Source organism: Streptomyces sp. SP18CS02, from assembly GCF_036322365.1.
In the GTDB taxonomy this organism is placed as follows: domain Bacteria; phylum Actinomycetota; class Actinomycetes; order Streptomycetales; family Streptomycetaceae; genus Streptomyces.
The window spans coordinates 1-13,800 of the sequence record NZ_JAQYXC010000244.1 but is presented as its reverse complement, the minus strand read 5'-3'; the positions used below and the strand labels follow the sequence as shown (position 1 = coordinate 13,800).

General features: G+C 72.5%; 11 protein-coding genes. 4 read left to right on the top strand and 7 right to left on the bottom strand.

What is annotated here, in order from left to right; translation table 11 throughout:
- Window positions 1-46: 46 nt before the first annotated feature.
- The 6 genes from PUR26_RS02615 to PUR26_RS02590 all read right to left on the bottom strand — a co-directional run bounded on the left by PUR26_RS02615 (window position 47) and on the right by PUR26_RS02590 (window position 9,014).
- A complete protein-coding gene (locus tag PUR26_RS02615; protein WP_329868708.1) occupies window positions 47-577 on the bottom strand; it encodes a DUF1648 domain-containing protein in 531 nt (176 codons plus the stop codon).
- Window positions 578-680: 103 nt separating this feature from the next.
- Window positions 681-4,940, bottom strand: a complete 4,260-nt coding sequence (locus PUR26_RS02610) for an nSTAND1 domain-containing NTPase (protein WP_329868706.1) — start codon at window positions 4,938-4,940, stop codon at window positions 681-683.
- Between the two features lie 251 nt (window positions 4,941-5,191).
- Window positions 5,192-5,719, bottom strand: a complete 528-nt coding sequence (locus tag PUR26_RS02605) for a hypothetical protein (protein WP_329868704.1) — start codon at window positions 5,717-5,719, stop codon at window positions 5,192-5,194.
- Window positions 5,720-5,976: 257 nt separating this feature from the next.
- On the bottom strand, window positions 5,977-7,176 hold the full coding sequence (locus tag PUR26_RS02600; RefSeq protein ID WP_329868784.1) for a GDSL-type esterase/lipase family protein: 1,200 nt from the start codon (window positions 7,174-7,176) through the stop codon (window positions 5,977-5,979).
- Window positions 7,177-7,305: 129 nt separating this feature from the next.
- Window positions 7,306-7,875, bottom strand: coding sequence for a TetR/AcrR family transcriptional regulator (locus PUR26_RS02595; RefSeq protein ID WP_329868702.1), 570 nt, complete (start codon window positions 7,873-7,875; stop codon window positions 7,306-7,308).
- Between the two features lie 146 nt (window positions 7,876-8,021).
- Entirely contained in the window at window positions 8,022-9,014 is a 993-nt protein-coding gene (locus tag PUR26_RS02590) for an NAD-dependent epimerase/dehydratase family protein (RefSeq protein ID WP_329868701.1), read from the bottom strand.
- 370 nt (window positions 9,015-9,384) lie between these two features.
- Between PUR26_RS02590 and PUR26_RS02585 the strand changes: the two genes are divergently transcribed.
- Both PUR26_RS02585 and PUR26_RS02580 read left to right on the top strand, forming a co-directional pair.
- Complete coding sequence (locus PUR26_RS02585) at window positions 9,385-10,614, top strand: phospholipase D-like domain-containing protein (RefSeq protein ID WP_329868699.1); 1,230 nt, start codon at window positions 9,385-9,387, stop codon at window positions 10,612-10,614.
- 120 nt (window positions 10,615-10,734) lie between these two features.
- The gene (locus PUR26_RS02580; RefSeq protein ID WP_329868697.1) at window positions 10,735-10,977 is read left to right on the top strand and encodes a DUF6411 family protein; all 243 of its coding nucleotides are present in this window, start codon (window positions 10,735-10,737) and stop codon (window positions 10,975-10,977) included.
- Window positions 10,978-11,168: 191 nt separating this feature from the next.
- Here the strand turns inward: PUR26_RS02580 and PUR26_RS02575 are convergent, their stop codons facing one another.
- Window positions 11,169-11,597 (bottom strand): VOC family protein, encoded by a 429-nt coding sequence (locus PUR26_RS02575; RefSeq protein ID WP_329868695.1) that lies wholly within the window; start codon window positions 11,595-11,597, stop codon window positions 11,169-11,171.
- 467 nt (window positions 11,598-12,064) lie between these two features.
- Here PUR26_RS02575 and PUR26_RS02570 point away from each other — a divergent pair, with 467 nt between their 5' ends.
- Together PUR26_RS02570 and PUR26_RS02565 are read left to right on the top strand one after the other, a co-directional pair.
- Window positions 12,065-13,396 carry a ferredoxin reductase family protein gene (locus PUR26_RS02570; RefSeq protein WP_329868782.1) on the top strand — a complete coding sequence of 444 codons (1,332 nt, stop codon included), beginning with the start codon at window positions 12,065-12,067 and terminating at the stop codon, window positions 13,394-13,396.
- Between the two features lie 9 nt (window positions 13,397-13,405).
- Window positions 13,406-13,800: FMN-binding protein (locus PUR26_RS02565; RefSeq protein ID WP_443076944.1), on the top strand; the 395-nt coding region annotated here is incomplete at its 3' end.

The window sequence follows — 13,800 nt, the reverse complement described above, 5'->3', positions numbered from 1 at the left end:
AGGCCGGTGTCCGCCGGCCTACCGGTCGGCCTCCGGGGGCGGGGACTCACCCTTTCCGATCCCTCACCGCGGCCGCCACGGTCAGCGCGGTGCCCACGAGAGGCGGCAGCGCCATCGCGGCGAACAGCCATCCGGGCACGTGGGGCTCAGGGGCGGAGCGCCACAGGACCGCGCAGCCGACGAGAAGGGACAGACCGATGCACGCGTCGAGCACCAGCAGGGCTCGGGCCGCACGGCGGGCAGAGGCGCGGTTCCTGGGGCGGTCGGGCGTGAAAGGGGACAGCGCGCGGCCGGCGAACGGTGCCGCGTCCCCGGACGCCGGTTCGTCGCGCGGGGTCGTCCGCAGCACGGCCTCCGCACAGGCGGTCAACAGCACCGTCACCCCCGCATGGAGGAACACCAGCACGAAGGCGCTGCCGACGGACCGGTCGGTCCAGGCGTCCACGCCGTCGAAGCCGATGTGCTGCGGTATGCGGTCCGGCAGGTGCGGGTAGCGGAGTACGCCCCAGACGGCCAGTCCGACGAGCAGGAGGACGTTCGGGACCAACCAGGGACGAAGAGAGGAGGAGAGCACCATGGATTGATCATCCGTCGTGGGGACGGGATGCGGAAGCAGCGGGCCTCGGCCGTACGCCGTCGCACGGCCGCGGCCCGAAGGGCGCGCGGCTCGGGCACCGCGGTCAGGGGCACGGCGGTCCGGGCGGGGTGCCCTCGGGGAGGAGCCGGCGCTCCTCCTTGGTGTAGTCGCGTCCGGCAGCGGCGCACAGCGCGCGGAACTGGGGTTCGGGCAGGAGGTCGAAGGTGCGGCGCCGGGTGCCGTCGTCGATGAGCAGCCGGTGTCCCCGTGTGACCCTCGCCGTCGCGTCGGTGATCTCCCCGGTGATCCCCTCGGACACCACCAGGGTGACGGAGGATCCGTCCGTCGGGTGGTGGATCTGGAGCTGCCCCTTGTCCGCACGGTGAAGGACGAGGCTGCCGTCGGGTCCGAACCCGATCAGCTGGTTCAGGGACGAGCCGGAGACATTCCCCGCCGACGGCTTGCCGCGGTCGACGTCCCACACCCGCACTTTCCCGTCGGTGTTGTGCACGGCCAGGCGTGAGCCGTCGGGCGCGAAGACCATGGCGCTGCCGAGCGAATCGTCCGCGAGGGGAGTGCTGATGCCCGGTCCCCTCAGGGTCGGGCCGCGGCGCGGAGCGAGGACGTCCCACAGCAGGATCTCGCCGCGCCCGACTCCCGCCCTGGTCACGACGGCCACCTGACCGGGGTGACCGGGACGCGGCATCAGCCGGCCGAAGGTGAAGAGGTCGCCGATGGGTCCGTTGGAGTTGGGGCCCGGGTGGGCGAGGAAGGACGGAGCCGGCACGGTGCCGTCGGCCGCGTCGAGACGCGTCAGCCTTCCGTCCTCGGTCAACACGACGACCTCGCTTCCGTGCAGTCCGGCGACGCTGTCGATCCTCCTGCCCTTCCGTACCGCGTCCGGGATCGGCACACTGTCGGTGAGGTCCCCCGCCGCGTACGAGCGGTCGAGGCCGCCGTTCCTCCCCCACACCACGATCCTGCGGGAGTCGGCGGTCCAGGTGATCATCCGGTCGTGGTAGTCGTGCTGTTTCGCGATCCGCACGGACCGCAGGAGCGTGCGGGAGGCGTCCAGGACTTCGAGGGCTCTGTCGGTGACCCTGGCGATGGAGCGCCCGTCGGGCGCCAGGGCGTACCGCTGGCCCTGGGAGTCATCGGCCAGGAACCGCGCGTTGCCCGACCGCTCGGCCTTCACCACCATCAGTGTCGTTCCGACGGGGACGATAACGGTGAGTCCGCCGTCCTTCCGCGGTACCGCCGCCACATCCGTGTAGCCGGCGGGGTCGGCGCCCGAGGTGGGCAGGCGAGTGCGGTAAGCCTGGCCGGTACGCACATCCGTCAGGGTCGACTCGGCGTACCCGCCCTCGTCGTTCCCGCCGGCTGCCGCAGTGCCCTCGACGTCGTAGTTGCCGGTGGCGTCCCCGCTCGCGCCCACGGCGGGGAAGGGGATACGGGCGCCCGGTGTGCGGCCGAGGGCCTGGACGTACAACCGGCCACCGTCCTCGGTGACGGCTGCCTCGCCTCCTGCTCGCAGGATCGCCCCCGCCGAGGACATGCCGGTGAGCCGGCCCAGGCTGTAGAGCGGTCGTCCGGTCGTGAGGTCCTTGATCTCGATGTGCCGTCCGTCCTCGTCCCACCGGGTCAGGACCACGGCGTCCGGGTCCGCGGTGAAGGCCGCCTCGTTCACCCGGGCCCCGGCGACCAGACCGTCCGGCACGGGCAGCCGGTCTCCGGAGGGCACCTCCCAGGCTTCGGCGAACGACGGGACGCACCGCCGGTCGTCGTTGGCGCACTCCACGGAGTGGTCGTCCATGGTCAGCAGCAGCCTCTTCCCGTCGCCGCTGAAATCCAGGGTGGCACCGAACCGGTCGGGGACCCGGTGCTTCTCGCGCTGCAGGACGACGGGATCCCCCGGATCGCTCAGCCGCCACAACTTCACCGTGTCCCGGGTGGCCAGGGCGGCGAAACGACCGTCGGGGCTGATGGTGCTCACGAACTCACCCGCGGGCACCCCGCCGAGCTCCGCCGTCCGGATCCTGCCTTCAAGAGCGCCCGTGACCACGGTGAACGTCCATCGGTCGCCGCCCCCCGGCTTCGACCCCACCAGGAGCGTACGACCGTCGGGTGTGACGTCCATGCCTCTGATCTGTCCCTTCCACACCGCCGGATGAGCGCCCACCAGGTACTGTCCCCGCGCGTACTGATGCAGCAGGGCGTCGCGGGTCTTCGGAGTCCGCTGGGTGTTCCAGGCGGCCAGGGCCAGTTGCAGGGCGGTGGCGGGCTCGCTGCCTGGGGTGTCCTCAGCCGCCTGGGCCAGCACCCCCGCCGCCTGGGCCCGCAGTTGTCGCTCGGTCTGCCGCAGGCTCTGCCAGGTGGATACGGCCAGGACGAGAGCCACCACCGTGAGCACGGCCAGAGCTCCCACGGCGGCCTGCTTGAGACGGGCCCTGCGCCGGGAGTACCCAAGGCTGAGCCGGATGTACGCGCGCTCTTCGGCGGAGATGTCGTCGGGGTGCGCGACCAGCCGGCGGTCGGCCTCCGCGAGATCGGTCCCACTCAGCAGCCTGGCGGGCTCGCGCTGCTGTGTCCGCCACCTGCGCAGGTCGCCTCGCAACTGCTCCTGCCAGGCACGGAAGTCCCGGGAGTCGGTCAGCCACTGTCGAAGGCCGGGCCACAGCCGGGTCAGCGCCTCGTGGGCCAGGTCGACGATCTCCTCGGCGTCGCCGGGCGCCCTGGAGAGGACGATGAGCTTGCTCGGCGCCAGCTTCCGCACCAGATCGACCAGTTCGGGAGCCAGATCGGCGACACGGGTGGGGCGACGGAGGAAGGCGTCCCCGTCGGGCCGGGCCAGCTGCACGAACAGCCGGCGGGCGCGCTCCGCCTCCGCCTTTGTCAGGGCGTCGAGTGTTTCGTCCGCGTAGCCGACGAGGGCTCCGGCCACCCCGCCCAGCTCGTCGTACGCGGCGTGCGTGAGCATCGACCGGCTGCGACGCTCCCACAGCTCGGTCAGGGCGAACTGGACCAGGGTCATGCGGCCCGGCTCACTGCCCGCGTCAGCGACGATCCGTTCCGGCAGCCCCGGCTCGAACCACAGCCCGGGTACGGCGTCGACGGGCGCGGTCACCGCCCGCTCCAGGTCTGGTGCGGCCAAGGGGGCGAGGAACTCCACGGCGTCGCCGACCAGGTCGGAGGTGGCGGGCGTGAGCAGGGTGTCGAGGGAATCGGGCCGTACGGTCGCGACGACCCGCAGCACCGCAGTGCCGTGCCGGCCCGCCAGGTCGGCCAGCATCCCGAACAGGGCGCGGGCGCCGGCCGGGTCGGCGCCCGCGTACTCCTCGAACTGGTCGACGAAAAGCACGTGTCCGCCGCTCGCCGATCGAGCGAGGATCCTGCCGCGGAGCTCGGCCGGAACATCGTCCCCGGTCTCCAGCAGCGCTGCCAGCTCCTCCGCCCTGGACAGCCGTTCGATCTCGCCGAGTCCCGGCTCCAGGACCCCTGTCAGGGCGCGCGCCAGGATCGTGGACGCCCGTGCTCCCGGTACGGGCCGCAGTTCGGACACGTCCATCGCCCCGGCCCGCAGCCGAGGCAGTACCCCGGCGCGCACCAGGGAGGACTTCCCGCAACCGGACGGTCCCGCGACCAGCGTCACCGGCCGGGCGCGTACGGCCGTATGCACGCGCGCGGTATCGGCCTCCCGGCCGTGGAAGAACTCCGCTTCCTCCTCCGTGAAGGCCGCGAGCCCCTGGAACGGGCAGCGCGGTCGCAGCGTCGCCTCGTCGACCAGTTCGGCCGACGGCAGCAGATAGGCGGTGCGCTCACCCAGGTGCGCGGCGACCGTCATCCCGACGACGCCGTCCTGGGCATCGTCCCAGACCGCGGAGCCGCTGAACCCGCCCGAGATCGGCGGCCCCGGCTCATGGGCCTCCATCTGCACCCAGCCCGCGCCCTGACCCGCCCGAAGCGTCCCCGAGGCCCATACGCCGCGGTCGGCACCGACCGGATAACCCAGGGCACGGAACGTGTGGCCCCAGACCCCGGTCCCGTCGACCAGCGGCACGGCCCGCGCGCCCTCCACCGCGGCCTCCAGCCGCAGCAGCGCGACATCGTGCCCGCCCGGCTGCCACGACACCACGACCGCTCGCGCGCTCGGTCTCCCCTCCATGAGGGGGAAGTCAAGGTGCAGGGGCTCTTCCGGCGCCTCCTGCGCACTCTCCGCCGTCCCGAGCGCCCCTGTCACCACATGGGCACAGGTGCAGACCACGTCCGCGGCGACCAGGAACCCCGCGCCGACCACCTCGCCCGCGGCCGTGCGGATCCGTACCTGCGACGCTTCCAGCACGTTGCTCCCCCGCACTGCGGCCATGCGCTCCCCCGTACCCATGTGTCTTGCGCCCCGCCTCAGGCCAGCATCCTCGGCACAGCCGTCTCGTACAACACGGCACCACCGGAGGGCCGTTGGAGCGTCCGCACTCAGGTCTCGCCCCTCCGCGCGCCGGGAGCCCGCTTCCGGGAAGTCCCGCTCGGCCGAGCCGCGCCGACGGGTACGGGGCCGCCCTCGTCGAGATCCTCCGGAGACCGCCGGCGACCTGGCGGGGCTGTCCGGGGCAGCCGGAGTCAGAGGGCGAGGAGGGCCCAGCGTCGGCGGCCGCCGTCCTGCTGGTCGGTGTCGGCGCCGCACGAGACCACGCCCAGCGCCGCGATCTCCGGGAGGAGCCCCTGGTCGAGGGGCGCGAGACCGGGCCGGTGGGACAGGACGAGGACCAGGGCCCGGTGGTCCTGGTCGGCGAGGTGGACGCTGATCCGGCTGCCTCCGTCCCCGACGGCCGCGACCACCAGCCGGACGGTCAGCTCGGCGGCCGTGTGGCCGTCATCCACCGGGTAGCCCCATGCACGCAGCTGCGCCGCGGCGTTGCGGCCCGCCCTGGCCGCGGACCAGAGGGCCGACTCGTATGTCCAGTTCGCGGCACGGCGGTTCGCGATCCTCACGCGCGGCCGCGGCCGCGCCATCACCTCGGCGGCCTCGTCGCCCTCGGGGTTCCTCGTCTCCGGGCGAGGCGGCTCCACGGGCTTCTTCGGGGGCGGAGGTGTCTTCGGCGGGTAGTCGGGCCGGTGTCCCGCCTCCGGGTCCTGCGGTGACGGCATGGCTGTCCCCCGGGGGTGTGCGAGGTGGCCGACGGCCGAGGCACCATCGTAGGGGCGGGAAAGCACCACTGGATGCGAAATGCCGCCATGCCTCCGTTCACGGCCTTGTCGCCGAAGCCCGCGGAACGCGGTTCGCGGGGGTCCGCCCGTGCTGTCGGGAGGTCCCGCCTTCCCCGGGCCGGGTGACGCCTCGCCCCGCTCACGACGGGGTCCCGGTGACTCGCCCCTGCCGACGGGCCCGGAAGGCGGCGCGGCCGTCAGGGTTCCTGGTGCGCGAAGACGCCCTTCGAGGCGAAGACGAGCTCGGCGAAGCGTTCACCCATGCGGCGGTGCGTGGCGGCGTCGGGGTGGAGCTGGTCGGGCAGCGGCAGTTCGAGGGCGTCCTCCTCGCCGTAGAGGTCGCGGCCGTCGAGGTAGTGGAGGTTCGGGTCGTCGGCCGTCCGCTGCTCCACGATGCGCGCCAGCTCGTCGCGGATGACGCCCAGGGTCAGTTTCCCGCTCGCGCGTTCCGCCGGGTCGCCCGCGGCCTGGAACCGGAGGGGCCCGTTGCCGAGGGTGCTGAAGTCCGGGACGCTGGGGCCGGGCGTGTCCTCGTGGATGGGGCACAGGATGGGTGAGACGACCAGCAGCGGCGTGGTGGGGCGCCCTTCACGGATGGTGTCGAGGAAGCCGTGGACCGCGGGCCCGAAGGCGCGCAGGCGCATCAGATCGGTGTTGACCAGGTTGATGCCGATCTTGATGCTGATCAGGTCGGCGGGAGTGTCCCGAAGGACGCGGGCGGTGAACGGGTCGAGCAGGGCACTGCCACCCAGGCCCAGGTTGATCAGTTCCACACCGCCGAGGGAGGCCGCGAGCGCGGGCCAGGTGGTGCTGGGGCCAGCGGCGTCGGAGCCGTGGCTGATGGAGCTTCCGTGATGCAGCCACACCCTGCGCCCCGGGTCGGACGCGGGCTCCACGGGGGCGTCGGTACGCAGGACGGCGAGCTCGGTGGTCTCGTTGTGCGGCAGCCAGATCTCGATGTCCTTGACACCGTCGGACAGGCCGGTGAAGCGGAGCGTTCCGCCCCGGCCGGGCTGGTGCTCCGCCGTGCCGGTGGTCATGTCGATGGTCAGGGTGTTGCCGCCCTTCACACCGCCCTGGGCGGCCGGCCGGCCGTCGACGAACAGCTCGTACACGCCGTCCGGACGGGGCGGGGCGCCCACGTACATCCGCTTGGTGGGCAGCGCGTCCAGTTCGACGGCGGTGGCGCGGGTACGGAAGACCAGCCGTACTCCCGAGGGCTGGGCCTCGGCCAGGGCCAGCTGTCCGTCGGCGCACTGCGCCCGGGCCCTGGCGGGCAGGCGGTGCGGCAGCACGCCGTACTCGGTCCGCTCCACGTCGAGGGCGCCCCGCAGCAGGTCCGCTGTGACGGGCGTGGTGATCCAGCCGCCCTTGTCCTTGCGGTCCTTGCTGTCCATGACGCCGTTGCCGTCCTTGCCGTCCTTGCTGTGCTTGTTGTGCATTGCCTCAACCTGTGGGACGAAGTGATGGGTTCCCGGCTTCGCCGACAGCTCGCACCGGTGCGACCTGCGGCTTGTGAGCCCTGCTCAAGGCGCGGGCCAGGTCCTTAGCAGGGTGTCGAGGGCGTCGAGGATTTTGGTCCAGCTCTCCTGCGAGTCGGGGGCACTGTGGCTGAACCCTCCTGCGAGCTCCAGGCTGACGTAGCCGTGGAAGACGCTGCCCAGCAGCCGGACCGCGTGCGTCCCGTCCGGCTCCGTCAGGTCGTAGCCGAGCAGGATCGCGCGCATCATCTGCGCGTGTCTGCCGCCGGCACTGGCAGCGGCCGCGGCGGGGTCGAGCCGCAGCCGGGTCGCGGCGTAGCGGCCGGGATGCTCCTGGGCGTAGTCCCGGTAGACGTTGGCCAGGGCGGCGAGGGCGTCCTTGCCGGCCCGTCCGGCCAGGGCGGTGGCGCCACGGTCGGCGAGCTCCTCCAGGGCGAGCAGGGCGATGCCGGTCCTGAGGTCGTGGGAGCTCTTCACATGCGAGTAGAGACTCGCGACCTTGACGTCGAACCGCCTGGCGAGCGCCGAGACGGTCACCTGGTCGAAGCCGACCTCATCGGCCAGTTCCGCACCTGCCCGGACCAGCCGTCCCGTGGTGAGTCCCGCGCGCGCCATGCTCCTCCGTTCTACAGAATCGATTATGCAGCTACCTAAAAGCTTTAGGCAAACTCCTATAAACATACGGCATCAACTGAGGGGCCTCGCGCCCGTGGTGGCCCCTCAGTCGCGTCGCGGTGCTTCGGGGGGTGCCCCCTCGCCGCTCAGCCTTCCCCGAGAGCGGCGAGCAACTCCCGCTCGCGCTCCTTCCCGAGCCCGGCGCGCCTCGACCGGTCCAGCCCCCGCTCGCGTTCCCAGACCAGCGTGTCGGCCAGCAGCTCCGCCCGGTCTCGGTGCCGCAGCCCCGCGGCCGCCGCCGCGGAGCCGTCACGGGCCGACCACCCCGCCAACGCGGGCTGGACCGCCCACATCGGCAGCGATCCGGGACCCATGTACTCGGCCACGCCCCGCTCGAGCAGCCATGCGGCCCCGGCGCCGGCCACCGGCCCGGTGTGGCCGCCCAGAGCGCGGGACAGGTCGATCCACTCCCCGAAGGGAACGGTCGGGCCGACCGCGTTGTACGTGCCGGTGACCCCCTCCTCCGCGGCGTCGAGCAGCCAGGCAGCGAGGTCCCGCACATCGACCACCTGCGTCGGTACGGACGGCGTGTCCGGCACCAGCATCGGCCCCAGCGGATCCCGGGCGGCCCGGGCCACCCAGTAACCGGAGCGGTCGCTGCGGTCACCGGGGCCCCCGATGAGGCCGGCCCGCGCGATGAGGAGCCGCTCGCCCACGGCCTCCTCCGACGCCTGTTCGCAGGCGGCCTTCGCCTCGCCGTACAGCTCCCGGCCGACCTCGGCGCGATCGGTCGGGGCGAGGAGCGCCGCGGATTCGTCGGCGTCCGCCACGGCATGGGAGGCGTAGGCGCTGACAGAGGAGATGCAGGCCCAGTGCTTGGCCCTGGCGGCCAGCGCCCGCAGGGCGTCACGGACGAAGCCCGGCTGCCACGAGACCTCGACGACCGCGTCCCAGTCGCGGTCGAGCAGCGGTTCGTACGCCGAAGGGTCACGCCGGTCGGCGCGCACCAGCACCGCACCGTCCGCCACCTCTCCGCTTTCACCGCGGGCGAGACACGTCACCCGGTGCCCGCGCTCGATCGCCTGCCGGGACACCTCCCGGCCCAACCATGCTGTACCGCCCAGAACGAGGATTTCCATCCCGTCACTCAAGCATCGCCGGCACCGCCCACCACGGCCGCTTCGCCAGGAGCAGACCCCCGGGCCACGTCCCCTTCCGCGTGCAGGTCCCCGTCTCCTTCCCCTCATGCACATGCACACGCACTTCCCCGGGTACGTCCACCACCACGGTGCCGGGCCCGGAGCGGCGCGGCCATCGGGACGAACGACGCGGCCCCGTCGCCGTGCGGTATCGGTTCGGCTCGGCCGCTCCCGGGGCCAGCGCCCGTCGGGCAGGGTTCCGGGTCCGGTCCGTCGGGCGCGGCCGTCTCCGGCCGGGTGTGTACAGTCGGCTCGCCCCGGCGGGTGCCGGACGCACGGGGCGGCCTTTACCGACCGGCCAGGTGGAGTCATGACCAGTACGAGCGACGAGCCGGACCTGTCCGAGCAGACCTTCCCGGGATCCCCCGGGTCCCCCGGAACCCTCGTGGAGCGCAAACAGCGGATGCGGCGCAGGCTGGAGCGGCTGATCGGCATCGCCGCCACCGAGGGCAACGCCCTGCTGCCGCTGCGCAACGGCGACGAGATCTTCGCGGCCATGCTGGAGAGCATCCGCGGTGCCCAGCACACCGTGGACATGATGACCTTCGTGTACTGGCGCGGGGAGATAGCCCGCCGCTTCGCCGAGGCGCTGGCCGACCGGGCCCGCAACGGCGTGCGGGTGCGGCTGCTCCTGGACGGCTTCGGCAGCCGGCTCATAGAGAAGGACCTGCTGGAGCTGATGGAGGACGCCGGTGCGGAGGTGGCGTGGTTCCGTAAACCGCTGTACCTCTCCCCGCTCAAGCAGAATCACCGTTGTCACCGCAAGGTGCTGGTGGTGGACGAGGGGACCGCCTTCACCGGCGGGGTGGGCATCGCCGAGGAGTGGTGCGGCGACGCGCGCAACGAGAACGAGTGGCGCGACACCCATGTGCGGGTGCGGGGTCCGGCGGTGGACGGCATGGCCGCCGCCTTCGCGCAGAACTGGGCCGAGTGCCACGACACCCTCTTCGACGACCGCGACCGGTTCACCGGCCACACCCCGCAGGGTGACGCCGTCGTACAGGTCGTACGAGGGTCGGCCAGCATCGGCTGGCAGGACATGCAGACGCTCCTGCGGGTCATGCTGGAGTCCGCCCAGGAGCGGTTCCGGCTGGCCACCGCGTACTTCGCCCCCGACCCCTACTTCATCGGGTTGCTGTGCGCGGCCGCCCGGCGCGGGGTGGAGGTGGAGATCCTGCTGCCCGGCCCCCACACCGACAAGCGGGTCTGCCAGCTGGCCGGGCAGAACCACTACGAGGACCTGCTCGCGTGCGGGGTGCGCATCTTCCAGTACCAGCCGACGATGATGCACGCCAAGGTCATCACGGTCGACCAGGTCGCGGCCCTGACCGGTTCCACCAACTTCAACCGCCGCTCGCTCGACCACGACGAGGAGGTCATGCTCGCGGTGCTCGACGAAGGGTTCACCGCCGAACTCGACCGGCACTTCGACGAGGACCTGCTCGTGAGCGAGCGGATCGAGCCAGGACGGTGGAGGAGGCGCTCCACCGCCCAGCGCCTGCGGGAGGTGGCCGTGGCCCCCATCCGGCGTTTCCTCTGATTCGGCGAGACCGCCGAGCGGCCGGGGAACCGCGCGGGAGGAACCCGGCCGGCAGGGGGGCTTGCGCACGGCACCGCGGGGCACACGCAGACACACCTCGTCAGACAAGGGAGTCCGCTCGTGATAGTCGCCGTCGTCATCGCCGTGTGTGTGGTCCTGGCCGTGCTGGCCTTCCTCGTACCCCGTATCTCCCGTCACCCCGAGCGTGGCACGCAGCGCACGCTCGGGGCGGGCGCGCGGGCCGGGGGCAAGGCCCCCGGCGTCGTGGGCCGCCTGCTCAGCAAGCCGTTCCGTTCCAGTTCCCGCGCCGTGGGCCGCAGCGGCTCCGCCGGGCGCCGGGCCCGTGGCCGCATGCCCTTCTGACCCCGGGCACCGTCACGCCCCCGGGCTTACGCCGCGGCAGGGGGACGACGGAACGTCCACCGGTCGGGACGTACGGAACCGGGGCGGCGGTGGAGCCGGACCACCGGCCGCGCGCCAAGGCATTCGCCTTCGACGAGCGCGGCCGGCGGGAACGACCGGGGCCTTGCGTACGGATGCCCCCGAGGGAGGAGCTAGGGACGGACGTAGGGCCGGGTCATGATCTCCATGTTGTGTCCGTCCGGGTCGTCGAAGTACGCGCCACGGCCTCCGAAGAGGCGGTTGATCCGGCCGGGTTCGCCATGGCTGGGGTCGGCGTAGTAGGTGACCCCGAGCGCGTCCAGGCGGGCGATCATCGTGTCGAACTGCGCGTCGGGCACCAGGAACGCGTAGTGCTGCGACTGGATCGGCTCGTCCTGCATCTCGTAGTAGTCGAGCGTCACACCGTTGCCGAGGTCCACGGGCAGGAACGGCCCGAAGGGATGACCGACCTCCAGCCCGAGGATCGTGGCGATGAACTCGGCCGACAGGCTCCGGTCCTTGGCGAATACGGCGGTGTGGTTCAACTGGACGGTGGTCGTCGGCAGTCCGGGCGCGGGCGCGTGCTGCTGGTCATGGGTCATCGGTGAGGTGGCTCCGGGTCTTCGCAGTGTCGGGACGTCGCGATTTCGGTTCGACGGAAGCCGAAATCGGTGGGGCGCGGGCACCCGTACGCGGGTGCCGCCGAGGAAGACACGGAAACGGCGGGCCCCTGGCCCGCCTCGCGCTCACGCCGAGGCCGGGGAGCTCACTCGTGTATGGCGCAAGGCCGACCCGGCAGTCACACGGAGGACACTAACGCCGAACAGGTGTGGAGGCAACGCTGTTCGCCTTCCGTACCGCCGGCTCGGGGCGGGACGGCGGACCGGCACGTCGCTGCCGGGCGGGCTCCTCGGGCCGCGCCGCCGACGCGCCCGTCCCCGGCGCCTGGTACCGGGGACCCGCCCATTGAACTCCCGGCCGCCGCTCTCCGTATCCACCCGCAGATACGGACCACCGAGGAGCAGTCGTGGCGATCATTCAGAGCGGTCGGGCCGCCAGGCGCCAGACCATGCGCGCGATCCGGCCCCGGCGTTCTCCGGCAGCCGCCCTGGTGGGCGCTGCCTGGGCGGGGGCGGCCGGGGTGCTGTGGTTGTGGTGGAGCAGCACGACCGTGGTGCGGATGACCACGGCCGACTGGCTGATAGGAGCGGGGCGGATCACCGGCCTCCTCGGCGGCTACATGATCGCCCTGGTGGTTCTGCAGATGGCACGGGTACCGGCGCTGGAGCGGAGGGTGGGGTCCGACCGGGCGACCCGCTGGCACGCGATGAGCGGCCGGTACGCGATCGGCCTCGTCGTCGCGCATGTCGCCCTGACCGTCTGGGGGTACGCGGTGCAGGCCCGCACCGGTGTCGTCGAGCAGACGGTCACCGTGGTGGTCGATCTCCCCGAGATGGCCGAGGCCGCCATAGGCACCGGCCTGTTGCTGGTGATCGGTTTCGTATCCGCCGGCGCCGTACGCCGCCGTGTGCGTTACGAAACCTGGTACTACCTTCATCTGGCCACCTACGCGGCCGTGTACCTGACGTTCTGGCACCAGCTGGCGACCGGTGCGGAGTTCGTCGCGAACCCCACGGCCCGCACCGTCTGGTACGTGCTGTACGGCGCGGTCGGCGCGGTTCTCCTGCGCTATCGGGTCCTGGCGCCGGTGTGGCTGAACGTCAAGCACCGTATGCGGGTCGAGTCCGTCGTCGAGGAGGCGCCGGGCATGGTCTCGGTGCTGATCAGCGGCCGCCGGCTGCACCGGATCGGCGCCGAGGCGGGCCACTTCTTCCGCTGGCGGTTCCTCGCCAAGGGTCTGCGGTGGAGCGCCAATCCGTACTCCCTCTCCGCGCCGCCCCGCCCGGATCTGCTGCGCATCACCGTCAAGGCGGTCGGCGGGCACAGCACCGCCCTCTTCGACCTGGAGCCCGGGACGCGGGTCTGGGCGGAGGGCCCCTACGGGGCGATGACCGCGGGCCGGCGCAGTCGGAGCAAGGTGCTGCTCATCGCCGGCGGTGCCGGCATCACCCCGCTGCGCGCCCTTTTCGAGACCCTGCCCGGAGGCCCGGGGGACCTCACCCTGCTCTACCGGGCCGGCAGCCACGAGGACCTGGCGCTGTGGAGCGAGCTCCAGCAGATCGCGGAGGTACGGGAGGCGCGGCTGATGTACGCCGTGAACGGCCCCGACGGGTCCCGGCCCGAGATCACCACCCAGCGCCTCAAGGAGGTGCTGCCGGACATCGATCAGCACGACGTGTACCTGTGCGGGCCGCCGGGCCTGACGGAGATGGCGTACCGCGCCCTGCGCGAGGCGGGAGTGCCGTCCCGCCACATCCACCACGAGTCCTTCGAGATGTGAGGCACCCCCATGACCCGCAAACACCCGCTGCGCCGGATCCTGCTCGGGGTCTCCGGCACCACCGCGGCCGTGGTGCTGCTCCTGGCGCTGAAGCAACCCGGGACCACCGTGGCCGGTACCTCGCAGCCGGGAGGCGCCACCGCGCCCGGCGTCTCGGCCTCCGCGGGCGGCGGGATCGAGACCGCCGGCGGGCAGACGGTGCTCGGGGACGTCGCCGAGACCCAGTACGGGCCGGTGCAGGTCCAACTCACCATGAGCGGTGGCCGGATCACCGCCGCCACGGCGGTGCGGGCACCCGAGGCGGATGCCAACAGCCGCAAGATCGCCTCCGACGCCGTACCCAAGCTCAACCAGGCGGCCGTCACCGCGCAGAGCGCGCGCATCGACGCCGTCTCCGGCGCCAC